The sequence below is a fragment of the Streptomyces sp. NPDC050535 genome (genome assembly GCF_044457665.1).
GTDB lineage: Bacteria > Actinomycetota > Actinomycetes > Streptomycetales > Streptomycetaceae > Streptomyces.
Map to the genome: position 1 here is coordinate 327,887 of NZ_JBITHE010000001.1, position 25,611 is coordinate 353,497.

Sequence of the window (25,611 nt, forward strand, 5' to 3'; positions counted from 1 at the left end):
CCCACTCACCTCCTTTTCCGCGTTCGCAGGGAGTCTCTTCGTCATGCCCATCAAGACCTCGCTCAACGGCCTCCGGCCGCTGGGAACCAGCCGTGCCCGCAGCCGGACGGCGGTGGCCCTCTCGGTCGCCGCGCTGACCGTCGGAGCGGCCACCATCGCGGGACCGGCGGTCGCCGAGCCCCAGGCGGCCCCCGCGGCCGCCGCCACCTGCGGTTTGTCCTACCGGATCGAGCAGAGACTCTCCACCGGCACCACCTGGCGGATGTGCTGGCACTACGAGAGTGAGGCCGGGCTCGTCCTGGAGAACATCTCGTACCAGCCCAAGGGGGAGGCCCGCCCGATCAAGGTCCTCACCAGCGCGAAGCTCGCCCAGATCCACGTGCCCTACGACGACGGCAAGGCCGAGTACGACGACCTCACCGGCGCCGGCTTCGGCCAGGGGCTGATGAACCTGGCCCCCGGCGAGTGCCCCGGCGGCACGATCAAGAAAGTCAAGATCCCCAACGCCTGGGACCCGGCACACCCCACCGCCAACGGCCTGTGCACCACGACCCGTACGCGTGGCCACGCCTACCGCATGCAGGGCGACACGGCGAACAAGGTCTATCAGACCCAGGGCAAGGACCTGCTGGTCTACACCGTCAACCAGGTGGGCTGGTACGAGTACATCACCGAGTGGCGTTTCCAGGACGACGGCACCGTCAACATGAACGTCGGCGCCACCGGCAGCCTCTCGCCCGGTGACTACGACGCGGGTGACGGCCGCGGCTGGCCGATCGGCAAGGGTGCCAAGTCGTACGCCACCAGCCACAGCCACAACGTGTTCTGGCGGCTCCAGTTCGGCCTGGACGGCTCGTCCAAGAACAAGGTCGAGCAGTACGACTCCGTGGTCACCCCGCCCGCGAACGGCAACGAGGGGCCGACCAACAAGACCACCCGCACCAAGATCACCAAGGAACTCGCGGGCGACGCCAAGAACATGCGCTGGTGGCGCGTCGTCAGCGACATCGGGAAGAACAAGGACCTGCACGCGCGCTCGTACGAGATCGTCCCCGGCGCCACCACCAAGTACCCGGGGCGCAGCTTCACCAAGCACGACCTCTACTTCACCGAATACAAGAAGTGCGAGCAGTTCGCCAGCAACAACCCGGCCAACTGCGGTACCGGCGCGGGCAAGTCCGTCGACAAGTGGGTCAACGGACAGACCCTCACCCACCCCGTCGCCTGGGTCAACGTGGGCTTCCACCACGTCGCGCGTGACGAGGACCAGCAGCCCATGCCGGTCCACTGGCAGGGCTTCTCCATCGCCCCGCGCGATGTCACGGCTATGAATCCCCTCACTCCGCCGGCGCTCGCCAATCAGAACGGGCAAGTGGAAAACGGTAGTTGAGAAACGACCTGTCCATCGGGCTGCACCGCTGACCGCTCCCGGAGTACCCTTCCTTGATCGTTGAGTGGGGGCTTGCTCCACGCGAGAGCTCGGGGGAGCGGAAGGCGGTGCGCGGGTGGGCTCGGGAGGGCTGGAGTTGCCTCCTGGTGACGAGGGTCACGAGGGGAACTCCACAGATGTCCCACCCGGTGCGGTGTCCCTGGCACGGCCGATGGAAATGGGATCGATTGGACCGGAACTGGACTGGGGCGCCGACGCCTGGAGCGAGGTGCGTACGCGCGCCCAGCGGGCCGGGCGTGCCTACATCTGGCTGAACCTGGTCGAGCAGCGGCTGCGCGCGGTCGTGGCCGCTGTTCTCCGTCCCATCTACGAACCCGTCCACGGCGACGAATGGGTGGTCGCCGCCGCCGGACCCGCGGGGCAGGAGTGGGTGCAGCGCGCCGTCGCCGTACGCGAAGTCAGCCGCCGCAAGGGGTACTTGCTCGACCCCGCCGACGACAACGTGCTCAGTTTCCTGACCCTGCCGCAGCTCCGCGAGCTGATGGTGCAGCACTGGCCGTGCTTCGAGCCGTACTTCGACGAGCGCCGGGACGTCGAACTCGCCCTGGACGAGCTGGAAGTCACCCGGAACGTGGTCTCGCGCAACCGGGCCCTGTCCGAGGCGGTCCTCGCGCAGGCCGAGCGGGCCGCGTCGAAGCTCCTGGAGATACTCGGCGCCGGCAGCGACGTGCCCTCCGCGCGCAGGCTGCCCGTCGACGCCGTCGAGAACCTGGTCGGCGACCGGTACGCGGACGTGGTCGGGGTGCACTCGGACCGGGTGCGGCTGCTGCGCCAGTTCCCCGCCGAGGACCTCTTCGGCGGCGCCCGCCGGCTCGACGCCATCGGCATCGGCCTGAACCTGCTGGTGCAGAACTTCTCCGGCCGGCGGCTCGTGCGGCTCGCCGAGTCGGGCTGCCGGGTGCGGCTGTTGTTCCTGAACCCCGCGTCCAGCTCGGTGAAGCGGCGCGAGCGGGAACTCGGCATCAAGCGGGGTGAGTTGAGCCGTGCCGTCGAGATGAACATCCTGCACATGCGCCGCGTGCGATCCCGGCTGCGCGACCCGGGAGCCTTCGAGATCCAGGTCTACGACGAGACGCCCCGCTTCACCGCCTACCTCGTGGACGGCGACGGCTCGGACGGCGTCGCGGTCGTGCAGTCCTATCTGCGCCGTACGCGGGGCATGGAGGCGCCGGTGCTGGTGCTGCGCGGCGGAAGCCGGGTGGTCAAAGCGGACGAGATTAACGAAGAGGGGCTTTTCGCTACATACCGCGAGGAGTTCGAGGTGGCCTGGGCGGATTCCCGGCCGGTGTCCTGACGCTCCGGCACGCCGGGAGCCGACCGAAGCGGAACGCGGCCCTCGGATTGTCAGTGGTGCATGGGATCGTGGAGACCACTGGGGGAAAGCACCACACAGAAGGGGGGCCGCCCATGGGCTGGCACCGGGAGCTGCTGATCGGCTTCGACCTGGAGACGACCGGGACGGATCCGCGCGAGGCGCGCATCGTCACGGCGGCCGTGATCGAGGTCAAGGACTCGGAGTCCATGGGGCGCCGGGAGTGGCTGGCCGATCCGGGCGTCGAGATTCCGGCGGACGCGGTGGCGGTGCACGGCATCTCGAACGAACGGGCGGCCTCCGAAGGCCGGCCGGCCGACCAGGTGGCCGACGCGATCGCGGGCGTCCTCGTCACCTACTGGAAGGCGGGCGTGCCCGTCGTCGCCTACAACGCGGCCTTCGACCTGACCCTGCTCTCCGCGGAGCTGCGGAGATACGGTCTGCCGTCGCTGCGCGACCGGCTGGGCGGCGTGGATCCGGCACCCGTCATCGACCCGTACACGATCGACCGCTCGGTTGACCGTTACCGCCGCGGCAAGCGCAACCTCGAAGCGGTCTGCACGGAGTACGGGGTGTCGCTGCACACCGCCCACGACGCCTCGTCCGACGCGCTCGCCGCGGCCCGGCTGGCCTGTGCGATAGCCGACCGCCACCCGAAGGTCGCCGCCATCGGCCCGGCGGAGCTGCACCGCCGCCAGATCGAGTGGTATGCCGAGTGGGCGGCCGACTTCCAGAGCTTCCTGCGTCGCAAGGGCGAGGCGGACGCGGTGGTGGACGGCACCTGGCCGCTGCGGGACCTGGCGGACGAGCGGGTCTGAGCCCGCCTGAGAGGGCGTCGGTTCCAGGGAGGACAGCTTCTAGAAGGGGTGCCAGCGCACGCCTTCGTCGCCGTCCCGCAAGGACGCCACCCTGCGCTCGAACTCGGCCAGGGCCTTGGGGTTCACCGGCGCGTGCTGCGCGACCCAGGCACAACTGGCGGTCTCCCGTGCTCCCCGGAGCACGGAACAGCCCTCCCACTCACGGACGTCCCAGCCGTACGCCTCGGTGAAGGAGCCGTACGCCTCGGCGGGCAGGCCGTAGCGGTCGCGGGACAGGGCCATGACCACCAGATCGTGCTCGCGCAGATCGGCGGAGAAGGTCTCCAGGTCGACCAGGACCGGGCCGTCGGGGCCGACATGGACGTTGCGGGGCAGCGCGTCTCCGTGGATCGGCCCCGGCGCCAGGTGTGGGGTGAGCGCCGCGGCGGCCGTCGCGAAGCCGTCGCGCCGGGACCGCAGATACGCCGCGTCCGCGGGGTCGATCGCGTCGCCCGCCAGCCGCAGCCAGCGCTCCACACCGCCCAGCAGCTCGCGGGGCGGCAACGCGAAGGAGGGGGAAGGCAGCGCGTGCACCACCCGTAGCAGTTCGGCCAAATCGCGGGGCTCCGCGGGGCGTACGGGATCGGGAAGCCGGTGCCACACCGTCACCGGGTGACCGTCGACCAGCCGCGCCTCCGGCTCGGCAGCCCGCACCGCCGGGACGCCCGCGTCGGCGAGCCAGGCCGCGATCTCCACCTCCCGCCGTGCGCGGTCCAGGAGTTCGGCGTCGCGCCCGACCTTGACCACCAGGTCGCCGGCGGCGAACACCGCGTTCTCGCCCAGGGCGAGGAGAGCCGCCTCCCGCACCGGCCCTGGCAGCACCTCCGCGGCGGCCAGCACGTTCCGCGCCTGTGCCTCGTCCATCCCGCGCCTCCCACGGTTCCCGCCGGTTCCCGGCACCCGACGTCACGATCACGCCATTCACGTCGGTCAGTGTGGCATCCGCACAGGTAGGGCGCTCAGGAAGGGGCTGCGCGCTGCCTTGACGCGGAGTCGGCCCCTCAGCACGATGACGGGGGCCGCCTGGGCGGCCAGACCCCTACGAGCCGCCCAAAAGGAGCCGAATCAGTGACACTGGCGACCGCGACGAGGCGGCCGGCGAAGCGTGCGTCCGGCACGGGCGGAGAGCGCCGTCCCGCCGACCATGGCGCCTGGTTCCTGGTGCTGCCCGCGCTGATCCCGATCCTGGTGCTCAGCGTCGGACCGCTGCTGTACGGGATCGCGCTGGCGTTCACCGACTCGCAGTCCGGGCGGACGAGGTCCACGCAGTGGATCGGGGTGCTCAACTTCCAGGACCTGCTGCACGACACGCTGTTCTGGGACTCGTTCCGGATCGGGCTGCTGTGGGCGGTGGGGGTGACCGTGCCGCAGTTCCTCCTCGCGCTGGGACTCGCTCTCCTGCTCAACCAGGAGCTCCGCCTGCGCTGGCTCGCACGCGCCCTCGCGATCGTGCCGTGGGCGATGCCCGAGGTCGTCGTCGGCGTGATGTGGCGGCTCGTCTACAACCCGGACGCGGGCATCCTCAACGAGACGCTGCGCGACCTCGGTCTCGGGGACGGCCGTGACTGGCTGAGCGGCCTGGCGACCGCCCTGCCCGCCGTCATCGTCGTCGGTGTCTGGGCCGGCATGCCCCAGACGACGGTGGCCCTGCTCGCCGGCCTGCAGAACACCCCGCGCGAACTGCACGAGGCGGCCGCGATGGACGGCGCGGGCGCCTGGCGCCGTTTCCGCACGGTCACCTGGCCCGCGCTGAGGCCCGTCGCGCTCGCCGTCACGGCGCTCAACCTCATCTGGAACTTCAACTCGTTCGCGCTGGTCTACGTGCTGACCAACGGCGGCCCGGGCGGCCGCACGAGGCTGCCCATGCTCTTCGCCTACGAAGAGGCTTTCCGCTACGGCCAGTTCGGCTACGCGGCGGCGATGGGCTGCGTGATGGTCGCACTGATCTCGGTCCTCCTCGCCGTCTTCCTCGTCGGCCGTCTGAGGGGAGGTGCGGACGCATGAGGACAAGCAAGGGCGCCCGCGCGGGCCAGTACCTCGCGCTGCTCGGCTATCTCGTCTTCCTCGCCTTCCCCTTCCTCTGGCTGATCTCCACCGCCTTCAAACCCCCGCGCGAACTGGCGAGCCTGCACCCCACCTGGATCCCCAGGAACCCCACGCTCGCCAACTTCCGGCAGGCCTTCGACGAACAGCCGCTGCTCCAGGCCGCGTTCAACTCGCTGATCGCGGCGTCCTGCGCGGCGGTCGTCGCCGTACTGATCGCGACGCCGATGGCGTTCGTCATGGCACGCCACCGCACCCGGCTCGCGAAGGCCGCCACCGGGTGGGTCGTGGTCAGCCAGGCGTTCCCGTTCGTGCTCGTGATCATCCCGCTGTTCCTGGTCCTCAAGAACCTCCGACTGATCAACTCACTGGCGGGACTGGTGATGGTGTACGTGGTGTGGGCGCTGCCGTTCGCGCTGTGGATGCTGGTGGGCTATGTACGGGCCGTGCCCACGGAGTTGGAGGAGGCCGCGGCGGTGGACGGGGCGGGCCGGGTGCGCACCCTGGTGTCCATCACGGCGCCGCTGCTCGCGCCCGGCATCGTGGCGACGGCGCTGTTCGCGTTCATCAGCGCGTGGAACGAGTTCTTCTTCGCGCTCGTGCTCCTCAAGACCCCGGAGAAGCAGACGCTTCCCGTCGTCCTCACCCACTTCATCGGGGCCGAGGGAGTCGCCGACCTCGGCCCGCTCGCCGCCGCGGCGTTCCTCGCGACACTCCCCTCGCTGGTCATCTTCGCGATCATCCAGAAGCGGATCACGGGCGGCATGCTCACCGGGGCGGTGAAGAGCTGATGCGTACGCGCTGGATCCTCGCGCTGGTCATGGGGCTGCTGCTCACCGCCTGTTCGTCGGACGACGGCGCCTCCGACGGAAGGATCACCCTCCGGTTCCAGTCGCTCGCCTGGCAGCAGGAGTCCGTCGACGCCAACAAGGAACTGGTACGGGAGTGGAACGCGGCGCACCCGGACGTCAGGGTCGAGTACGTGCAGGGGAGTTGGGACAGCGTCCACGACCAGTTGCTCACCTCCTTCGAGGGCGGTGAGGCGCCGGACATCATCCACGACGCCTCGGACGACCTGGCGGACTTCGCGTACGGCGGCTACCTCGCCGACCTGAGCGAGCTGCTGCCCGCGCGGCTGAAGTCCGACATCCCGGAGCGCAGTTGGGAGACGGCTACCTTCGGGGGCCGGGTCTACGGAGTGCCGTTCCTCCAGGAGCCGCGCGTCCTGATCGCCAACGCCGAGTGGCTCGGGGAGTCGGGGGTCCGCGTCCCGACGCCGGAGGACCCGTGGACGTGGGAGGAGTTCCGCTCGATCGCGAAGGAGTTGAGCGGCGGGGGGAAGTACGGGGTCGCCTGGCCGCTCAAGGAACCGGTGTCGGCGACGCTCAACCTCTCCCTCTCCACCGGCGGGCAGATGTTCCACCGGGGCGCCGACGGCAAGGTGACGGTCCGTTTCGACGCGGCCGACGAGGTGGTGCCGAGGACGGTCCACGACGGGGTGAACACGGACGGGAGCGCGTCGAGCGTGACGCTCGGCATGGGCGGCTCCGACACACTGCCCGGCTTCTTCGGCGGCAAGTACGCGATGGTCCCGCTCGGCTTCTCCTACCGCCAGCAGATCGTGCAGCAGGCGCCGAAGGGCTTCGACTGGCAGGTGCTGCCCGCTCCGGCCGGCGCGGACGGCCTCACCCAGGGCGTCAGCCCGCAGACCCTCTCCGTCGCGGAGGACAGCCCGCACAAGAAGGAGGCCGCCGAGTTCATCGGCTTCCTGCTCCGGCCGAAGAACATGGTCCGGCTCGCCCTGGGCGACTGGATGCTGCCCACCGGCACCGAGGCCCTCAAGGATCCCGCCCTGCACACCACCGAGGACGACTGGGCGACCGGCACCGCGCTCGCGGCCCAGCTGCGCTCGGCGCCCGCCCAGTCCGTGCGCGGCTATCCGGAGTGGAAGGACAAGGTCGCGACCCCCGCGTTCCAGGAGTACTACAGCGGGGCGATCGATCTCGACGAGCTGAGAAGGCGGCTGGTGGAGGACGGGAACCTGGTGCTGGCCCGCTATCAGAGATGAGGTGCCGGCACCATAACCGATTGCACGAGACGTCTCGTCTCGTTTAGGGTCGTCGCATGACCACTCGACGCGCCCATATCGCCATGTTCTCCATCGCCGCCCACGGGCACGTGAACCCGAGCAGCGAGGTGATCCGGGAGCTCGTCGCGCGCGGGCACCGCGTCACGTACGCGATTCCGCCGGTCTTCGCCGACAAGGTGGCCGCGACCGGTGCCGAGCCCGTTCCCTACACGTCGACGCTGCCGTCGCCCGACGACGACCCCGAGGCCTGGGGGACCACCCTCCTCGACAACGTCGAACCCTTCCTCGCGGACGCGATCCAGGCGCTGCCGCAGCTCGTGAAGGCTTACGAGGGGGACGAGCCGGACCTCGTGCTGCACGACATCACCTCGTACCCGGCGCGGGTCCTCGCGCACCGCTGGGGCGTCCCCGCGGTCTCCCTGTCACCGAACCTCGTCGCCTGGACCGGGTACGAGGAGGAGGTCGCCGAGCCGATGTGGGCGGAGCCGCGCCGCACCGAGCGCGGACAGGCCTACTACGCGCGCTTCGAGGCCTGGCTGGAGGAGAACGGGATCGCGCAGCACCCCGACCCCTTCACCGGCCGTCCCGCTCGTTCGCTCGTGCTGATTCCGAAGGTGCTCCAGCCGCACGCCGACCGGGTGGACGAGACGGTCCACACCTTCGTCGGCGCCTGCCAGGGCGACCGGTCGGCACAGGGCGAGTGGCGGCGGCCCGACGGCGCCGAGCGGGTGCTGCTCGTGTCGCTCGGTTCGAGTTTCACCAAGCAGCCCGGGTTCTACCGGGAGTGCGTCGAGGCGTTCGGTGATCTGCCGGGCTGGCATGTCGTGCTCCAGGTCGGGAAGTTCGTCGACCCCGCCGAACTGGGTGAGGTGCCCGGCAACGTGGAGGTGCACCAGTGGGTGCCGCAGCTCTCGGTTCTGGGCCAGGCCGACGCGTTCGTCACCCACGCCGGGGCGGGCGGCAGCCAGGAAGGGCTGGCGACGGCGACGCCGATGGTCGCCGTACCGCAGGCCGTCGACCAGTTCGGGAACGCCGACATGCTCCAGGCGCTGGGCGTCGCCCGGCACCTCCCGATGGAGGAGGCGACCGCCGAGGCCCTGCGGGAGGCGGTGCTCGCGCTGGCGGACGACCCCGAGGTGGCGCGGCGGCTGACGGAGATCCGGGACGGGATGGCGGCGGAGGGCGGAACGGGGCGGGCAGCCGACCTCATCGAGGCCGAACTGCCCGCCGCCGGTCACGTGTAGCCGTACGACACGGTCACGTGTTGTCGTGCGCGACGGTCACGTGTGTCTACACGCCCACCTTCTCGCCCTCCACGGCGGGCGGCTGGGGCGGTGCCGCGGCCTCGGCGGACTCGTCGTGGGTGAGGTCGGGGAGGCGGTTCATCCACTTCGGCAGGTACCAGTTGCGCTCGCCGAGCAGGGCCATCACGGCAGGCAGCAGCACCCCGCGGATGATGGTCGCGTCGATGAGCACCGCCGCCGCCAGGCCCACGCCCATCTGCTTCATGGACTGCATGGACAGCGTTCCGAAGATCGCGAAGACGGCGACCATGATGACCGCGGCGCTGGTGACGACGCCGGCCGTGGTGACCACGCCGTGCCGGATGGCGTCCGTGGTCTCCAGGCCCCGCAGCCGTGCCTCGCGGATCCGCGAGACCACGAACACGTGGTAGTCCATCGAGAGCCCGAAGAGGATCACGAAGAGGAACAGCGGCAGCCAGGTGATGATGGCGCCCACGCCCTCCGCACCCACCAGCGACGCGCCCCAGCCGTGCTGGAAGACGCCGACCAGGATGCCGTAAGCGGCGGCGACCGACAGGAGGTTGAGGACGATCGAGGTGATCGCGATGGTCAGCGAGCGGAACGAGAGGAGCATCAGCAGGAAGGCGAAGACGACCACGAAGGCGAAGACCGGGGTCACCGAGCCGACCAACTGCTCGTTGAAGTCGGCCGATCCGGCGACCTGTCCGGTGATCGGCGCCTGCACACCGTCGACCTTGCCGAGCGTGTCGGGCCGTACCGTGTCGCGCAGCAGCGTCAGGCTCTTCTCCGCCCTCTCCTGGTCGGAGCCGCCGACCAGCGGTACGTAGACGAAGGCGACGTTCTGCGCGTCGTGCACCTTGATGTCGACCGGGCCGAGCGAGGCGCCCGAACTGATCGCCTCCGTACGGAAGTCGGCGAGCGCGGCCTTCACGTCGGCGGCGTTGATGTCGTTCGCCCTGACGACCACCTCGGCGGGCTCGGAACCGCCGGGGAACGCGTCGTTGACCCGGTTGTACGTGCCCACGATCGGCAGCGAGTCGCCGAACTCCTGGTCCAGGGTGAGGTTTTGGGTCTTCATGCCGAGGGCGGGAGCCGAGATGGCCAGCAGCGCGCCCGCGGCGACGACCAGCGCGAGCGCGGGCCTGGCGAGCACGACCTTCAGTACCGCACCCCAGAAGCGGCTCTCGCCGTTGCCCTTGGGGCCGTTGCCGCGTCGCTTGGCGCGGTGCAGGAACGGGACCCGGCCCTTCTCGACCCGCTCGCCGAGCAGCGAAAGCAGCGCCGGCAGCACGGTCACGGAGCCGACCATGGCGACGGCCACGACCATCAGCGAGGCCAGGCCCATCGCCTCGAACTCGGCGAGCCCGGTGAAGAGCATGCCCCCCATCGCCACGCACACCGTCACACCCGAGACGATGATCGCGCGGCCACTGGTGGCGGCGGCGATCCGCAGCGCGGTCTGCGCGTCCCGGCCCGCCTCGCGCTCCTCGCGTTCACGGCGGAGGTAGAACAGGCAGTAGTCGACGCCGACCGCCAGACCGACCAGCAGCATCACGGAGTTGGCCGTGTCGCTCATCGGCATCACATGGCTGACGATGCCCATCAGGCCCATCGTCGCGATGATCGCGGTGACCGCGAGTGCCACCGGCACCAGCGCCGCCACCAGCGCGCCGAACGCGATCAGCAGGATGCCGAAGGCCACCGGCACGGCCGAGATCTCGGCCCGCTCGAAGTCCTCGCCGAACGCGTCGTCGAAGGTCTTCATCATGCTGGCGCCGCCGATCTCCTCGATCCGCAGCTCCGAGTGCTCCTTCTGCACCCCCTCGACGGCCTTCAGGACCGGCTCGACCCGCTCGCCCGCGGTGTCCGAGGCGCCGCGCATGTCGAACTGCACGAGGACGCTGCGGCCGTCCTTCGAGATGGTCTGGGTGTCGTACGGCGATGTCACGTCGGTGGCCTCGCCGGTGCCCTCGACCGCCTCGACGACGTCCGCGACGGCGCTGCGGAACCCGGCGTCCGTGGCCTTGGTGTCCGCGTCCTTCGCCTGGATCAGGACGCTCTCACTGGCCGGCTCCTCGATGCCGGCGTCCTCGACTATCTTCGCGGCGGTGTGCGTCTCGCCCTTGAGCTGATCGCTGTCCTTGACGTCGACGCGGCCCGCGGCCGAGCCCAACCCCATCGCCAGGACGACGAACAGCACCCAGATTCCGACGGCCGCCCATCGGTGGCGGGCGCTCCAGCCACCCGCTCGGGCGGCGATCCCCCGCACCCTTGTGTCTCCGTTCCGCATGACGGGCAAGCCCCCTCGTCTGTGGTGACAGCCACCTGCCGTCACCTCGCACTTCGAAGGTATGGCTCGGATAAGAGCGTCTCGTCGTGCTGCCCGGTGAGCCGCCGACGCCCGTACTCCTCCGCTCGGACCGGAGGGCCTCCGCACTGCGGAGGATGAGGGCCCCTTACATATATCCGGGCCTCTCGGGGGTCGTGATCAGGGTCGCCGACCTTCCCGCCTCATCGAGTGCGGATCTGCCGTGGCCGGACCTATCGTGAGCGGATGACGACCTATGCGGCGCTGCTGCGCGGAATCAACGTGGGCGGTAGCAAGAAGGTGCCGATGGCCGAGCTGCGCACCCTGCTGGAGGGGCTCGGACACGGTGGCGTTCGCACGTATCTCCAGAGCGGCAACGCCGTCTTCACCGCAGGTCACGGGGACGAGGAATCCCTCGCCGCCGAGCTGGCGGCGGCGATCGAGAGGCACTTCGGCTTCAGGGTGGGCGTCCTGGTGCGCGACCACGCCCACCTCAGGGCCGTCCGCGAGGCGTGCCCGTTCCCGGCCGCCGAACTGGAGGCCAAGCAGCTGCACGTCACGTACTTCTCCGGCCCCGTCGACCCCGAGCGCTTCGACCCGGTCGACCCGGCGGTCTTCCTGCCGGAGGAGTTCCGCCTCGGCGACCGGGTCCTCTACCTGTACGCCCCCGACGGCCTCGGCCGCTCCAAGCTCGCGGAGGCCCTGTCCAGGCCGAGGCTCCTCAAGGGCGTCACGGCCACCACCCGCAACTGGAACACCGTCGTCAAGCTGGAGGAGCTGACCGGTACCGCTGCCGCGGAGTGACCTTTCATACGCCGCCCAGCGCGTCCAGGCGGGACATGTCCTCGTCGGTGAGACGGACGGCCGCCGCGTCGAGGTTCTCCTCCAAGTGCGCGAGCGAGCCGGTGCCCGGCGTCGGGCAGAGCACCGGGGAGCGGCGCAGCAGCCAGGCCAGTGCGACCTTGCCCGGAGTCGCTCCGTGCGCCGCGGCGACCTCGGCGCAGACCGGGTCGGAGGTGAGCGAGCCGTTGCCGAGCGGGAACCACGGCAGGAACGCGATCCCACGCGCCTCGCACAGCTTCAGCAGGGACTCCGAAGCGCGGTCGAGCAGGTTGTAGCGGTTCTGCACGGCGGCGATGTCGGTCGACTCCAGTGCGGACGCGAGCTGTTCGGCGGTGACGGTGTCCAGTCCGATGTGCCGGATCTTGCCCTGGGCGCGCAGTTCGTCGAGTGCGCCCAGCTGTTCGGCCACCGGCACCTCCGGGTCCAGCCGGTGCAACTGGTACAGGCCGATCGTGTCCAGTCGCAGCCGCCGCAGGCTCGCCTCGCACATCGCCGACAGTTGCTCGGGCCGTCCGGCGATGTGCCACGCGCGGTCGCTGGTACGGACGACCCCGCCCTTCGTGGCGATCAACAAGCCCTCGGCGTAGGGGTGCAGAGCCCGCGCCACCAGTTCCTCGGCGATCGACGGACCGTAGTTGTCGGCGGTGTCGATCAGCGTGACCCCGCGCTCGACGGCCCGCCGGAGCACGGCCACCGCATCCTGCGGGTCGCCGCGCGGCCCCCAGTAGCCGGGTCCGGTGAGCTGAGCGGTGCCGAAACCGAGCCGACGTACCGGCGGATCTCCGCCGATCCTGATTCTCTCCTCGACCATTCGGTGGAGGGTACACGCGACTCGGTCGGCGGAGTCCGGCACCACGCGCCGGGCTGTGCGGGTCGCCGACGAGGCTGTCGCGTTTGTTCAAGAGCGGGATGCGGCGCGTCCCTAGCGTGGGGCGTATGAACCAAGAGAGCGTGTACCCGTACATGATCGAATGCGCCGCGGAGGCCGCTCGGGTGGCGCGTGGCGCCACGGCCGGCCGGCTCGCCGGTCCCACCCCTTGCGCGGACTGGGATCTGCGGACCCTGGTCAACCACTGGGTCCTCTACACCTCGCACGGACTGGAACACCGGGCGCTGCGCGAGCAGCTCTCCGAGGAGCTCACCGGCCGGGACTTCGCGGCCGATCCCGGCTGGGCGCCGGCGTACGCCGAGCAGCTCGACCGGGCCGTCGCCGCCTGGGCCGACCCTGTCGTGTGGGAGGGCGAGGTCGACCTGGGGACGGCGAAGATGCCGGCCGGCGAACTCGCCTCGATGATCGTCAAGGAGATGGCGGTGCACGGCTGGGACGTCGCCAAGGCGACCGGCCAGGAGTTCCGGGTCTCGGACGGCGCCGGACGGCTCATCCTGGACGTCGTCGAGACGCACGGCGACCTCTACCGCCAGTACGACGGGTTCGCCGATCCGCTGGCCGTGCCCGCCGACGCTCCCGCCTTCGAACGGGCGCTGGCCGCGAGCGGACGCGATCCGCGACGGGCCCCCGCGGGCCACGTGGAGAGCTGACGCCGCTCGGCTCAGCCCGCCGCCGCCAGGGCGGGCAGCGAGGCCTCGTCGTACCGCTCCAGCAGCACCCGTGCCACTTCGGGGGCGGGACCGAGCACCTCGGCGAGTACGTCCGCCTCGGCGGCGCCCCGAGCGATGCGGTCCGGCAGGAAACCGGGCGCGAGGACGTAGCGGGCCACCGCGACCCGGGCGCAGCCCTGTTGGCGCAGCTCCCGCACGGCGTCCTCCGTGCGGGGCAGCGCGGCGGAGGCGAACGCGGGTCGCACGGCGCACCAGCCGGTCTGCCGCCACTCCCGCGCGAGGCCGGCGATCACCGCGATCGCCTCCGGGTCCGAGGACCCGGCCGAGGCCAGTACGACCCCGGTCGAGGACTTGTCGGCGGGCGTCAACCCGGCCTCGTACAAACGCCGTTCGAGGGCCGAGAGCAGCAGCGGCGAGGGGCCGAGCACCTCCGCCTGGCGGATGCGGAGCTGTCGTGGTGCGGCGCGCAGCACCGCCGGGATGTCCGACTTCGCGTGGAAGGCGCGGGTCAGGAGCAGCGGGAGGGCGACCACGTCGCGTACGCCCTCGGCCGCCAGGGACTCCAACACCCCGTTCACCGACGGGATGTTGAAGTCCAGGAAGCCGGTCTCGACGCGGACGCCGGGACGCTGTGCCCGTACCCGCCGCACCAGGGCGTGCACCGTCGCGGCGTGCCGCGGGTCGCGGCTGCCGTGGGCGATGACCAGAAGGACCGGCTGATGGCGCATGACCGGCTCAGCCCTTCACCAGCAGGCCACGGCTGCGGAGCACCCACCGCTCCACCGGGCTGAAGATGAGCAGGTCGATGGCGATACCGACGAACAGGATGAGCAGGATGGCGAGGAAGACGGTCGCCATGTCGCTGTTGTTGCGGCCGTTCTCCAGCAACTGGCCGAGGCCCACGCCGAGATCGGGGAAGCTCGCGATGATCTCGGCAGCCATCAGCGAACGCCAGGAGAACGCCCAGCCCTGCTTCAGTCCCGCCACATAGCCGGGCAGTGCGGCCGGCATGACCACGTGCCAGGTGCCGCGCAGCCCTGTCGCTCCCATCGTGCGTCCGGCTCGCAGGTACAGCGGCGGCACCTGGTCGATGCCCGAGACCAGGCCGTTGGCGATCGAGGGGACCGCGCCGAGGAGGATCACCGCGTACATCATCGAGTTGTTCAGGCCCAGCCAGATCACGGCCGGCGGGACCCACGCCACCGAGGGGAGAGACTGTAGGCCCGACAGAATGGGGCCGATCGCCGCACGGACGAACTTCACGCGCGCCACCAGGAGCCCCAGCGGGGTGCCGATGACGAGCGCCAGCACGAAGCCGGCCAGGCCGCGCGAGACGCTCGTCCAGATGTAGCCGAGCAGCTTCCCCTCCAGCCAGGCCTGCTGGATCTGGTCCCAGACGGCGCCGGGTGAGGGCAGCTTGCTCGGGTCGGTCACGATCTCGAACGAGACCAGTGCCTGCCACACCACCAGCACCAGCGCGATGGCGATGACCGGCGGCAGGATCTTCTGTACGAAGGTCTGCCGGAAGGGAGTCCGGCCCGTGTGGGTCGTCGTCTCCAGGGCGTCGAGGCCCGCCTCCAGACCGGAGAGGTCGTGCCTGTCCCTGACGACCGCGTCGGTCCTGGTCTCAGTGCTGGCCATGACGGCGGATCTCCCCACGCAGTTCTTCGGTGATCTCGACGGACAGCTCCGCCACGGCGGCGTCCTCGATACGGCGCGGCTGCGGGATCTCCACCGTCCACTCGCGCGCGATCCTCCCGGGGCGGGAGGAGAGCAGGACGACGCGCTCGGCGAGCCGGACCGCCTCGCGCACGTTGTGTGTCACGAACAGCACCGACACGTTCGTCTCGCGCCAGATGCGGGTCAGTTCGTCGTGCAGCACGTCCCGCGTGATGGCGTCGAGGGCCGCGAACGGCTCGTCCATCAGCAGCAGTTGACTGTCCTGCGCGAGAGCGCGGGCCAGCGCGACCCGCTGCCGCATACCGCCGGACAGCTCGTGCACGCGCTTGCCGTACGCGCCGTTCAGGCGGACCAGGCCGAGCAGTTCCTCGGCCTTCTCGCGCCGTTCGGTCTTCGCCACACCCCGCAGACGCAGGGCGAGTTCGATGTTCTTGCCCGCGGTCAGCCACGGGAAGAGGGCGTGTTCCTGGAACATCAGGGCCGGGCGGCCATTCGTCGAGATGCTCCCGGCGGACGGGGCGTCGAGCCCCGCCACCAGGTTCAGCAGCGTCGACTTGCCGCAACCCGAGGCCCCCAGGAGGGTGACGAACTCACCCGGCGCGACATCGAGCGTGATGTCGTCGAGGACCAGTTGCTGCCCGGCGGGCCCGGCGAAGGACTTCGAGACATGCTCGATACGGGCGGCATGCTCCACCGCTTCGGTGCTGTCGGCAGCCTTGGCGAGTGTGGTGGCCATGGTCGTCACCTCCTGGGAACTCATCGGGAACCGGGCTTACTTGGCGCCGAGACCGGCGTCGTCGACCGTGCTCTCGCCCTCGGCCTCGAGGACCTTGTTGAGCAGCGTGAGGTCGTAGATGCCGTCGAGGTCGGGCTTTTCGAGCAGACCTGCCTTCACCGCGTGGTCGGCCTCCGTGCTGAGGGTGGAGGCCAGCGGGTCGTTGAGGATCTGGATGGACTTCCACGCGGGGTCGATCACAGCCGCCGGCAGCTCCTTACCGGAGTCGATCTTGAGCTGCGCGTTCGCCGAGGCCTTCGCCTCGTCCGGGTTGGCGTTGATCCACTTGTTGGTCTCGACCGAGCCCTTCAGCACGGCCTCGACGACGTCGGGGTGCGCCTTGAGGAACTTCTGCGACACGATGATGTTCGTGATCACGAACTTGTTGTCCGGCCACAGGTCCGCCTCGTCCAGCAGCACCTTGCCGCCCTCGGCGACCAGTTTGGACGCGGTCGGCTCCGGCACCCAGGCGCCGTCGATGGAGCCGTTCTTGTAGGCGTCCGGGGTGACCTTGTTGTCCGTGCGGACGACGGACACGTCGCCCTTGCCGCTGTCCGCGTCGACCTTCCAGCCCTGGTCCGCGATCCAGTTGAGCAGCGCGACGTCCTGCGTGTTGCCGAGCTGCGGCGTGGCGATCTTCTTGCCCTTGACGTCCTTCAGGGACTTGATCTTGTCCGGGTTGACCACCAGCTTCACGCCGCCGGAGGCCGATCCGCCGATGATGCGCAGGTTCGTGCCCTTGGACTTGGTGTAGCCGTTGATGGACGGCGAGGGGCCGATCCAGCCGATGTCGATGGAGCCCGAGTTCAGCGCCTCGATCTCGGAGGGGCCGGCGTTGAAGACCGCGTACTCCGCCTTGGTGGCACCGAGCTGCTTCTGGAAGAAGCCCTTCTGGTTGCCGACCAGCGCGGTCGCGTGGGTCAGGTTGCCGAAGTAGCCGATCTTCACGGAGTCGAGACCGTCGATCTTCTCGGCGCCGGCGGCGACCTTCGAGGTGCCCTCGTCCTTGGAGTCGGAACCGTAGCCGCAGGCGGCGAGGGTGAGGAGGGGGAGCGCGGCTATCAGAGCGAGGCTGCGCTTGACGGCGGAGCGGTTGGCAGGCACGGGAGGTGTTCCTCTCGTTGGCCCGGCGGTCACGGTTTCGGTGCGTGGCCGGGAAGGTCGACAGGTCTTCGTCGCATCCGCGACGTCGGGTGGGGGGACGGGGCGCGCAAGCGGTGCGCGTACGTCATCGCGCACATCGCGCGACTCCGCCCTGCCCGCTGCCGAGGGCGCCGCTGCCGACGCGGCCGCCTTCCTTCGCGAACGTGGAGTAGAAGTCCCTGAGGCTCATGTCAGAAGTCCCAACCGTCGTCGTCGGTCTCGGACTTGACCGGCTCCGGCGAGGCGAACGACTCGCCGACCATGCCCGCGGTCAGCGTCGTGCCGTCGGCCGGGTCGATCAGGATGAACGCGCCGGTGCGCCGCGAGTCGGCGTACGAGTCCAGCGGCAGCGGTTCGGCGGTACGGATCTTGACGCGGCCGATGTCGTTGGCGACGAGCTGTCCGGGGTGCGGGTGCAGGGACAGGTCGTCGAGGGTCAGCCGGGACGGGATGTCCTTGACGATCGCCTTGACCGTGCGGGTGCCGTGCTTGAGCAGGACACGGTGGCCGACGACCAGGGGCGCGTCGGCGACGTGGCAGACGGTCGCCTCGACGTCCTGGGTGGTCGGCGGCGCGTCCGTGGTCGGCACGATCAGGTCGCCCCGCGAGATGTCGACGTCGTCATCGAGGAGGAGAGTCACCGACTGCGGGGTCCAGGCCGCGTCGACCGGCGTGCCCAGCAGGTCGATCCCGGCGATCGTGGACGTACGACCGGACGGCAGGACCGTGACCGGGGAGCCGACGCGGAAGGTGCCGGCCGCGATCTGCCCGGCGTAACCCCGGTAGTCGGGGTGCTCGGCGGTCTGCGGGCGGATCACGTACTGCACGGGCAGCCGGGCGTGGCAGCTGGCCAGGTCGTGGCTGACCGGGACCGTCTCCAGGTGTTCGAGCACCGTCGGACCGCCGTACCAGTCCATGTTCGCGGAGGGTTCCACCACGTTGTCGCCGGCGAGCGCCGAGATCGGGATCGCGGTGATCTCGGGGACGCCCAGCTCGGAGGCGTACGCCGTGAACTCCTCGGCGATCGCCGCGAAGACGGTCTCCCTGTACTCGACGAGGTCCATCTTGTTGACGGCGAGGACGACGTGCGGGACGCGCAGGAGGGCGGCGACGGCGGCGTGCCGGCGGGTCTGCTCGATGACACCGTTGCGGGCGTCGACCAGGACGACGGCCAGGTCGGCGGTGGAGGCGCCGGTGACCATGTTGCGGGTGTACTGCACGTGTCCGGGGGTGTCGGCGAGGATGAAGCGGCGTCGAGGGGTGGCGAAGTAGCGGTAGGCGACGTCGATGGTGATGCCCTGTTCGCGTTCGGCGCGCAGGCCGTCGGTGAGGAGGGCGAGGTCGGGGGTGTCCTGGCCGCGACTGGCAGAGACGCGCTCCACGGCCTCCAGCTGATCCGTGAGGACCGACTTGGAGTCGTGCAGCAGACGTCCGACGAGCGTGGACTTGCCGTCGTCGACGGACCCCGCGGTGGCGAAGCGCAGCAGGGTGGTGGCCGACAGCTGCTCGACCGACAGGGGCACGGTGGGTTCGGTGGTGCTGGTCATGTCTAGAAGTACCCCTCGCGTTTGCGGTCTTCCATCGCGGCCTCGGACATTTTGTCGTCGGCGCGGGTGGCGCCGCGTTCGGTGAGGCGGGAGGCGGCGATCTCGGTGATGACGGCGTCGAGGGTGGTGGCGTGGGAGTCGACGGCGCCGGTGCAGGACATGTCGCCGACGGTGCGGTAGCGGACGAGTCGTTTCTCGATGGTTTCGTTGTCGCGGGGGCCGCCCCATTCGCCTGCGGTGAGCCACATGTTGGAGCGTTGGAAGACTTCGCGTTCGTGGGCGAAGTAGATGTCGGGGAGTTCGATGTGTTCGCGGGCGATGTACTGCCAGACGTCGAGTTCGGTCCAGTTGGAGAGGGGGAAGACGCGGACGTGTTCGCCGGGTGCGTGGCGGCCGTTGTAGAGCTGCCAGAGTTCGGGGCGTTGGCGGCGGGGGTCCCATTGGGAGAATTCGTCGCGGAGGGAGAAGACGCGTTCTTTGGCGCGGGCTTTCTCTTCGTCGCGGCGTCCGCCGCCGAAGACGGCGTCGAAGTGTTCGGCCTGGATTTTTTCGGTGAGTGGCAGGGTTTGGAGGGGGTTGCGGGTGCCGTCGGGTCGTTCGCGCAGGATGCCGCGGTCGATGTAGTCCTGGACGGAGGCGATGTGGAGGCGTAGTCCGTGGTGGGCGATGACGCGGTCGCGGTAGGCGAGGACTTCGGGGAAGTTGTGGCCGGTGTCCACGTGCAGGAGGGTGAAGGGGATGGTGGCGGGGGCGAAGGCTTTGAGGGCGAGGTGGAGCATGACGATGGAGTCCTTGCCGCCGGAGAAGAGGATCACCGGTCGTTCGAACTCGCCCGCGACCTCGCGGAAGATGTGCACCGCCTCGGACTCCAACGCGTCCAAATGCGACAGCGCGTACGGGCTGCCGGTCCCCTGGGAGACATTCACGACGGTCGTCATGCGAGACCCCTCTCGGTGAGCAGCGCGTGCAGCGCGGCCGCGGACTCCTGCACGGTCTGGGTGTGCGACTCGATGCGCAGGTCGGGCGACTCGGGCTCCTCGTACGGGTCGTCGACACCCGTGAGCCCCGATATCTCGCCCGCGGCCTGCTTGGCGTACAGGCCCTTCACGTCCCGCTCGCTACACACCTCGACGGGAGTCGCGACATGCACTTCGATGTACGCCGCCCCACTGACCTGGTGACGCTTGCGCACCGCCTCGCGGCTGTCGGCGTACGGCGCGATGACCGGAACCAGGGCCTTGACGCCGTTGCGGGCGAGCAGGTCGGCGACGTACCCGATGCGCTGCACGTTCGTGTGCCGGTCCGCGCGGCTGAAGCCGAGGCCCGCCGTCAGGAACGTACGGATCTCGTCGCCGTCGAGCACCTCGACACGGTGGCCCTCCTCGCGCAGCCGCCCGGCGAGTTCGTACGCGATGGTGGTCTTGCCGGCGCTCGGCAGACCCGTGAGCCAGACGGTGGCTCCGGTCACTTGGTTCTCCAGGGTGTCTGTCGTGGTCATCCGTGCAGCCCGCACTCGGTCTTCGAGCGGCCTGCCCACCGGCCGGCGCGCGCGTCCTCGCCCTCGAGGACCTGCCGGGTGCAGGGCGCGCAGCCCACGGAGGCGTAACCGTCCATCAGCAACGGGTTGGTGAGCACACCGTGCTCCGCGACGTACGCGTCCACGTCGTCCTGCGTCCAGCTCGCGATCGGGGAGATCTTGACCTTGCGGCGCTTCGCGTCCCAGCCGACGACCGGGGTGTTCGCCCGGGTCGGGGACTCGTCGCGGCGCAGGCCCGTCGCCCAGGCGCTGTACTTGGTGAGCCCCTCCTCAAGGGGCTTGACCTTGCGCAGCGCGCAGCACAGGTCGGGGTCGCGGTCGTGCAGCGCGGGGCCGTACTCGGCGTCCTGCTCGGTGACCGACTGGCGCGGAGTGAGCGTGATGACCTTGACGTCCATCACGGCCTCCACGGCGTCCCGGGTGCCGATGGTCTCCGGGAAGTGGTAGCCGGTGTCGAGGAAGACGACGTCCACGCCGGGGAGTGCGCGGGAGGCGAGGTGGGCGACCACCGCGTCCTCCATGGAGGAGGTCACGCAGAACTCCTCGCCGAAGGTGCCGACCGCCCACCGGAGGATCTCCAGGGCGGACGCGTCCTCCAGCTCACGCCCCGCCTGCTCCGCGAGGTTCTTCAAGTCCTCGTCCGTGCGCTCTTCCTGAATCGCCGTCATGTCCCTGCCCCTCCATCGTCATTCCGCTGAAGACCCCGGGAAAGCAGCCCGAGGAACTTCAGCTGAAAGGCCCGGTTGCACGCCGCGCATTCCCACGCGCCGTGGCCCTGCTCGCTCGGACGAAGGTCTTCGTCACCGCAGTAGGGGCAGTAGAAAGGGGCGGCCCGCTCGCTCATGTCAGCGACTCCTCGTCGGCGCGGGTGGCCCAGGCGGCGAAACGCTCGCCGTCCTCGCGCTCCTCCTGGAAACGCTTGAGGACGCGCTCGACGTAGTCGGGCAGCTCGTCCGAAGTGACCTTCAGGCCACGGACCTTGCGGCCGAAACCGGCCTCGAGACCGAGCGCGCCGCCCAGGTGCACCTGGAAGCCCTCGACCTGGTTGCCCTCGTCGTCCAGGACGAGCTGGCCCTTGAGACCGATGTCCGCGACCTGGATACGGGCGCAGGCGTTCGGGCAGCCGTTGATGTTGATGGTGATCGGCTCTTCGAACTCGGGGATACGGCGCTCGAGTTCGTCGATCAGGGAGGCACCGCGCGCCTTGGTCTCGACGATCGCGAGCTTGCAGTACTCGATGCCTGTGCAGGCCATCGTGCCGCGCCGGAAGGTGGAGGGCCTGACCGTGAGGTCGAGCGCCTCAAGACCCTCGACCAGCGAGTCGATCCGCTCCCGCTCCACGTCCAGGACGATCATCTTCTGCTCGACGGTGGTCCGCAGTCGGCCCGAGCCGTGCGCGGCGGCCAGGTCGGCGATCTTCGTGAGGGTGGTGCCGTCCACCCGGCCCACGCGCGGCGCGAAACCGACGTAGAAGCGGCCGTCCTTCTGCCGGTGCACACCGACGTGGTCGCGCCAGCGGGCGACCGGCTGGTCGGGCGCGGGGCCGTCGACGAGCTTCCGCTTGAGGTAGTCGTCCTCCAGGATCTGGCGGAACTTCTCGACACCCCAGTCGGCGACCAGGAACTTCAGGCGGGCGCGGGTGCGCAGCCGCCGGTAGCCGTAGTCGCGGAAGATCGAGATGACGCCCTCGTAGACGTCCGGGACCTCGTCCAGCGGGACCCAGGCGCCCAGGCGCTGGCCGATCTTCGGGTTGGTGGAGAGGCCGCCGCCGACCCAGACGTCGAAGCCGGGGCCGTGCTCCGGGTGGTTCACGCCGACGAAGGCGATGTCGTTGATCTCGTGCGCCACGTCGAGCAGCGGCGAACCGGAGATCGCGGACTTGAACTTGCGGGGCAGGTTCGAGAAGTCCTTGTTGCCGATGATCCGGCGGTGGATCACGTCGATCGCGGGCGTGCCGTCGATGATCTCGTCCTCGGAGATCCCGGCGACGGGCGAGCCGAGGATGACGCGGGGGGTGTCACCGCAGGCCTCGGTGGTGGAGAGACCGACGGCTTCGAGGCGCTCCCAGATCTCCGGGACGTCCTCGATGCGGATCCAGTGGTACTGCACGTTCTGCCGGTCGGTGAGGTCGGCGGTGCCGCGCGCGAACTCCTGCGAGATCTCGCCGATGACCCGCAGCTGCTCGGTGGTCAGCCGCCCGCCGTCGATACGCACCCGCAGCATGAAGTACTTGTCGTCCAGCTCCTCGGGCTCCAGGATCGCGGTCTTGCCGCCGTCGATCCCGGGCTTGCGCTGGGTGTAGAGGCCCCACCAGCGCATCCGGCCGCGCAGGTCGTTGGGGTCGATCGAGTCGAAGCCGCGCTTGGAGTAGATCGTCTCGATGCGTGTCCGCACGTTGAGACCGTCGTCGTCCTTCTTGAACTGCTCGTTGCCGTTGAGCGGAGTGAAGTGACCCACGGCCCACTGACCCTCACCGCGGTGACGGCTCACCTTGCGGCGGGGCGCGGCGGGATTCTGCGGGGTGGCGGCCATGGTGAGTACGTCCTTCGGGACTGCGGGACAGGAAGGAGGGCGGCCCGGACCTGCTTGTAGGGCGCGTACGGAAGTACGCGCGCCGCGTTGCGCAGGTGGAGGCAGACGGGGGAATGCCGGCTGTGCCGGGGCTGTCAGCCCGCCGGACAGATGGCGCTGGACATGCGGCCGAGGTCGACGTGCCGCCGACTCACCAAGGCAATCCCAGTTCCAGACATGACGGAAGCGTGTCACGGGGGTCTCGGGACAGTCCACCGTCGTCCATCATGTGGACACCCTTGTCCCGCATCGCGAGACGCGGGTGTCGCCAGTCACATGACCAGGCCCTTCGTCCCGCTGCGGCCCGGCGACGACGCATGACGTCGCAGCTCAGGGCGTGGTCAGACGGCCCGAGCTCCCGGCCAGGGACCAGGTGCGGCCACCTCCTGCTCCTCCGCCACCTTGGTGTCGAAGAGCCTGAATCCGCGCCGCAGGTAGTTGTCCATCGCATGCTCCCCGTCCTTGCTGCATGTATGCAGCCAGACCCGCTTGGTCTCGGCCCGCCCCGGCAGCCGCCCCGACAGGTCCCAGGCCCGCGCGACGCCGTAGGACAGGAGGTGTCCGCCGATCCGGCGCCCCCGGAAGGCGGGAATCAGCCCGAAGTAGGCGATCTCCACGGCACCGTCGTCCTGCGGGTCGAGTTCGATGTACCCGGCGGGCGTCCCCCGGTCGTATGCGACCCAGGTCTCCACGCCCGGCTTCTCCAGGAGCTCCCGCCACCGCTCGTACGACCAGGCGAGCCGGTCGGTCCAGCGGACGTCCCCGCCGACCGACGCGTACAGGAACCGGCTGAACTCGGGTGAGGGGACCTCGGCGCGGACGATCCGGACATCTCCGGCGGGCGGGCTCGCGGGCAGCAAGTCGGCCGGGGCGGTCTGCTCCAGGGACCACGTGGTCACGGTGAGGGTGCTCATGCGAGCCAGGGAATCACGGGGCGGGGCGGCGTCCAAAACGAGCCCGCGCGGCCCTGAGCTGCCCGGGTCCGTGGCCCTGGGCTGCCCGGGTCCGCCGGGCGTACCCGCTATTCGAGCGAACTGTCGACCGCAGACAGCGGAACGGCGTAGAGCACCCGCCCCGAGGCCGTGTCGGCGGCGGCCGTCCCGGTCAGCGTCCAGAGCTCGTCCGTCTCCTGCCAGTACGACAGGGACGCGGTGCGCAGGCCCCAGCAGGCGCGCGACTGGTCCGCGGTGCAGGTGGCCACATCGGCGCCGCTGTCCGTCTGCCGCCAGAGGGTGCCGTGTCTGCCGTCGCCCGACGGTGCCTGGGCGACGTACCAGTCGGTCTCGCTCGTACCGGCCGGGGTGTGCGAGAGGACGCCGGAGACCCCGGACGCCTTGGTCACGTAGACCTCGCTCGCGCCGACCCGGCCCTGGTAACCGGCGGCGAGCAGGCCCGTACGGTCGGGCGCGGTGCTGTAGGGGTAACGCCAGACGCGGGCGTGGTCCGAACCGCCGGGGGTGGACGCCTCGGTCGCGACCAGGCTGTCCGGTGCCGAGGTGCGGTCCAGGGAGAGGGAACCGAAACAGGGGGCTGCCCGGTCGTCGCCCGCGGTGCAGGTGTCGCCCGTCAGGTCGTACGAGCCGATGGTCGGCAGCACGTACTGGTAGCCGTCCGCGGAGTAGCCGCCGCTCACCCTGCCGATCGCGGCGCTGTTCACGTCGGTCCTGAGGATGCGGCGCAGGTCGAAGGCGAGCAGGGCGGTGCCGTTGCGGGCGGTGACGATCAGCTTGTCCTGATACCAGACCATGCCGCCCAGCTGGGAGCGGACCGCCTCGAAGTTCTTCCCGCCGTCCTTGGGGGCGACGAGCAGGGCATGGCGGTACGTGAGGGCGTGCGGGTCGGTCGCGTCGATGAACGCGACGCGGGCGAGGCCGTCGTCCCGCGTCGGCCCGCCCGTCCGGTGGTCGTCGGCGGCCTGCTGGTTCTCGTGCGTCCAGCCGGCCAGGATCACCCGGTGGTCGCCCCATGTGCTGTCCTCGTACGCGTCCCCGGAGGTGGTGACGGACCTCGGCAGCCACTGCCTGGCCTTGGCGTCGGCGCCGTCCCAGCAGTACGCGCGGGTGGCCGTCGGCTCCTCGGGCAGCGCGGCGCGCTCGGAACCGGCGCAGTCGTCCTCGTTGCGCATCGAGTGGTCGGCGCTGTCGAGGACGGCGGCGACACCGACGTTCCCGCCCATACGACGGGTGAGCGTGTCCAGCGTGCTCGGGGCGACCAGGTTCTCCTGGAGGCTGAGCCGTGCGGTCTGCGAGGAGTCGCTGAGCCGGCTCAGCGCGCCCGGGCTGCCGCTGCTCGTGGCCTGGGAGGTGCTGATCAGGGTGGCTGCCGCGGTGAGCGCGAGGGCGGTTCCGGCCAGTGTGGCGCGCAGCGCCTGACCCCTCCTACGACGACGATGCCTGCCGCGTTGCTTCATGCGTCCTCCCGAGTCAGGCCAACTACCTCTCGCACTCGGTGCGTTGACGAAGAGGCGGGTGGGGTGGCCTGTCAAGGGATGCTACGGCAGAGACCGGCGGGTCAGGTCAAATACCCCGGAAGACACTGACGAAATACGCACAGGGTGGGAAAATCGGCGGCCGTCGACGCCGGGACGACGGCGTCCCCGGACGCTCCGCCGCCGCGCGGTCACGCGGTGCG

At 70.1% G+C, this 25,611-nt stretch carries 25 protein-coding genes; 9 read left to right on the plus strand and 16 right to left on the minus strand.

The features are described 5' to 3' along the window. Positions 1-43 precede the first annotated feature (43 nt). From ACIBLC_RS01345 to ACIBLC_RS01355, 3 genes are all read left to right on the plus strand, one after another. Positions 44-1,390, plus strand: coding sequence for a copper amine oxidase (locus tag ACIBLC_RS01345; protein ID WP_399208530.1), 1,347 nt, complete (start codon positions 44-46; stop codon positions 1,388-1,390). A gap of 115 nt (positions 1,391-1,505) precedes the next feature. After that, on the plus strand, positions 1,506-2,744 hold the full coding sequence (locus ACIBLC_RS01350; protein WP_399208531.1) for an SAV2148 family HEPN domain-containing protein: 1,239 nt from the start codon (positions 1,506-1,508) through the stop codon (positions 2,742-2,744). Positions 2,745-2,857: 113 nt separating this feature from the next. Next, complete coding sequence (locus ACIBLC_RS01355) at positions 2,858-3,580, plus strand: 3'-5' exonuclease (protein WP_399208532.1); 723 nt, start codon at positions 2,858-2,860, stop codon at positions 3,578-3,580. A gap of 39 nt (positions 3,581-3,619) precedes the next feature. Here the strand turns inward: ACIBLC_RS01355 and ACIBLC_RS01360 are convergent, their stop codons facing one another. After that, positions 3,620-4,483, minus strand: a complete 864-nt coding sequence (locus tag ACIBLC_RS01360; RefSeq protein WP_399208533.1) for a phosphotransferase enzyme family protein — start codon at positions 4,481-4,483, stop codon at positions 3,620-3,622. 204 nt (positions 4,484-4,687) lie between these two features. Here ACIBLC_RS01360 and ACIBLC_RS01365 point away from each other — a divergent pair, with 204 nt between their 5' ends. The 4 genes from ACIBLC_RS01365 to mgt are packed head-to-tail and all read left to right on the plus strand — an operon-like array spanning position 4,688 to position 8,995. Next, on the plus strand, positions 4,688-5,623 hold the full coding sequence (locus ACIBLC_RS01365) for a carbohydrate ABC transporter permease (protein ID WP_399208534.1): 936 nt from the start codon (positions 4,688-4,690) through the stop codon (positions 5,621-5,623). Further along, a complete protein-coding gene (locus tag ACIBLC_RS01370; protein WP_399208535.1) occupies positions 5,620-6,453 on the plus strand; it encodes a carbohydrate ABC transporter permease in 834 nt (277 codons plus the stop codon). Before ACIBLC_RS01365 ends, ACIBLC_RS01370 begins: the two co-directional genes overlap by 4 nt. Continuing rightward, positions 6,453-7,730, plus strand: a complete 1,278-nt coding sequence (locus tag ACIBLC_RS01375; RefSeq protein ID WP_399208536.1) for an ABC transporter substrate-binding protein — start codon at positions 6,453-6,455, stop codon at positions 7,728-7,730. Before ACIBLC_RS01370 ends, ACIBLC_RS01375 begins: the two co-directional genes overlap by 1 nt. Positions 7,731-7,786: 56 nt before the next feature. After that, complete coding sequence (gene mgt, locus ACIBLC_RS01380) at positions 7,787-8,995, plus strand: macrolide-inactivating glycosyltransferase (RefSeq protein ID WP_399208537.1); 1,209 nt, start codon at positions 7,787-7,789, stop codon at positions 8,993-8,995. 46 nt (positions 8,996-9,041) lie between these two features. On the opposite strand, the gene ACIBLC_RS01385 is transcribed toward mgt, so the two are convergent. Further along, on the minus strand, positions 9,042-11,306 hold the full coding sequence (locus ACIBLC_RS01385) for an MMPL family transporter (RefSeq protein WP_399208538.1): 2,265 nt from the start codon (positions 11,304-11,306) through the stop codon (positions 9,042-9,044). A gap of 264 nt (positions 11,307-11,570) precedes the next feature. On the opposite strand from ACIBLC_RS01385, the gene ACIBLC_RS01390 reads away from it, so the two are divergent. Further along, on the plus strand, positions 11,571-12,128 hold the full coding sequence (locus tag ACIBLC_RS01390; protein WP_399208539.1) for a DUF1697 domain-containing protein: 558 nt from the start codon (positions 11,571-11,573) through the stop codon (positions 12,126-12,128). 4 nt (positions 12,129-12,132) lie between these two features. Here ACIBLC_RS01390 and ACIBLC_RS01395 read toward each other — a convergent pair whose 3' ends face one another. After that, positions 12,133-12,978, minus strand: a complete 846-nt coding sequence (locus ACIBLC_RS01395; RefSeq protein ID WP_399208540.1) for an aldo/keto reductase — start codon at positions 12,976-12,978, stop codon at positions 12,133-12,135. Between the two features lie 125 nt (positions 12,979-13,103). Here ACIBLC_RS01395 and ACIBLC_RS01400 point away from each other — a divergent pair, with 125 nt between their 5' ends. Continuing rightward, positions 13,104-13,706 (plus strand): TIGR03086 family metal-binding protein, encoded by a 603-nt coding sequence (locus ACIBLC_RS01400; RefSeq protein WP_399208541.1) that lies wholly within the window; start codon positions 13,104-13,106, stop codon positions 13,704-13,706. Between the two features lie 11 nt (positions 13,707-13,717). Here the strand turns inward: ACIBLC_RS01400 and ACIBLC_RS01405 are convergent, their stop codons facing one another. The 13 genes from ACIBLC_RS01405 to ACIBLC_RS01465 form a co-directional block, all read right to left on the minus strand. Further along, a complete protein-coding gene (locus tag ACIBLC_RS01405; RefSeq protein ID WP_399208542.1) occupies positions 13,718-14,455 on the minus strand; it encodes a sirohydrochlorin chelatase in 738 nt (245 codons plus the stop codon). Positions 14,456-14,462: 7 nt separating this feature from the next. Next, positions 14,463-15,368: an ABC transporter permease gene (locus ACIBLC_RS01410; protein WP_399208544.1), complete on the minus strand. Its 906-nt coding sequence runs from the start codon at positions 15,366-15,368 to the stop codon at positions 14,463-14,465. Further along, positions 15,355-16,143: an ABC transporter ATP-binding protein gene (locus ACIBLC_RS01415; protein ID WP_399208545.1), complete on the minus strand. Its 789-nt coding sequence runs from the start codon at positions 16,141-16,143 to the stop codon at positions 15,355-15,357. Before ACIBLC_RS01415 ends, ACIBLC_RS01410 begins: the two co-directional genes overlap by 14 nt. A 36-nt stretch (positions 16,144-16,179) precedes the next feature. Further along, positions 16,180-17,286 (minus strand): aliphatic sulfonate ABC transporter substrate-binding protein, encoded by a 1,107-nt coding sequence (locus ACIBLC_RS01420; protein WP_399208546.1) that lies wholly within the window; start codon positions 17,284-17,286, stop codon positions 16,180-16,182. Between the two features lie 230 nt (positions 17,287-17,516). Next, the gene (locus ACIBLC_RS01425; RefSeq protein ID WP_399208547.1) at positions 17,517-18,872 is read right to left on the minus strand and encodes a sulfate adenylyltransferase subunit 1; all 1,356 of its coding nucleotides are present in this window, start codon (positions 18,870-18,872) and stop codon (positions 17,517-17,519) included. Between the two features lie 2 nt (positions 18,873-18,874). Continuing rightward, positions 18,875-19,810, minus strand: a complete 936-nt coding sequence (gene cysD, locus ACIBLC_RS01430) for a sulfate adenylyltransferase subunit CysD (protein ID WP_399208548.1) — start codon at positions 19,808-19,810, stop codon at positions 18,875-18,877. Continuing rightward, positions 19,807-20,370: an adenylyl-sulfate kinase gene (cysC, locus tag ACIBLC_RS01435; RefSeq protein WP_399208549.1), complete on the minus strand. Its 564-nt coding sequence runs from the start codon at positions 20,368-20,370 to the stop codon at positions 19,807-19,809. Before cysC ends, cysD begins: the two co-directional genes overlap by 4 nt. Further along, positions 20,367-21,077, minus strand: coding sequence for a phosphoadenylyl-sulfate reductase (locus ACIBLC_RS01440; RefSeq protein WP_399208550.1), 711 nt, complete (start codon positions 21,075-21,077; stop codon positions 20,367-20,369). The genes cysC and ACIBLC_RS01440 overlap by 4 nt, the downstream gene beginning before the upstream one ends. Then, positions 21,074-21,253: a hypothetical protein gene (locus tag ACIBLC_RS01445; protein WP_383683959.1), complete on the minus strand. Its 180-nt coding sequence runs from the start codon at positions 21,251-21,253 to the stop codon at positions 21,074-21,076. The genes ACIBLC_RS01440 and ACIBLC_RS01445 overlap by 4 nt, the downstream gene beginning before the upstream one ends. After that, positions 21,250-22,941, minus strand: coding sequence for a nitrite/sulfite reductase (locus tag ACIBLC_RS01450; RefSeq protein ID WP_399208551.1), 1,692 nt, complete (start codon positions 22,939-22,941; stop codon positions 21,250-21,252). The genes ACIBLC_RS01445 and ACIBLC_RS01450 overlap by 4 nt, the downstream gene beginning before the upstream one ends. Before the next feature lie 134 nt (positions 22,942-23,075). Continuing rightward, entirely contained in the window at positions 23,076-23,159 is an 84-nt protein-coding gene (locus ACIBLC_RS01455) for a putative leader peptide (RefSeq protein ID WP_309500612.1), read from the minus strand. Between the two features lie 162 nt (positions 23,160-23,321). Further along, complete coding sequence (locus ACIBLC_RS01460; RefSeq protein ID WP_399208552.1) at positions 23,322-23,894, minus strand: GNAT family N-acetyltransferase; 573 nt, start codon at positions 23,892-23,894, stop codon at positions 23,322-23,324. Between the two features lie 107 nt (positions 23,895-24,001). After that, positions 24,002-25,390, minus strand: a complete 1,389-nt coding sequence (locus tag ACIBLC_RS01465; RefSeq protein ID WP_399208553.1) for a hypothetical protein — start codon at positions 25,388-25,390, stop codon at positions 24,002-24,004. Positions 25,391-25,611: the final 221 nt, after the last annotated feature.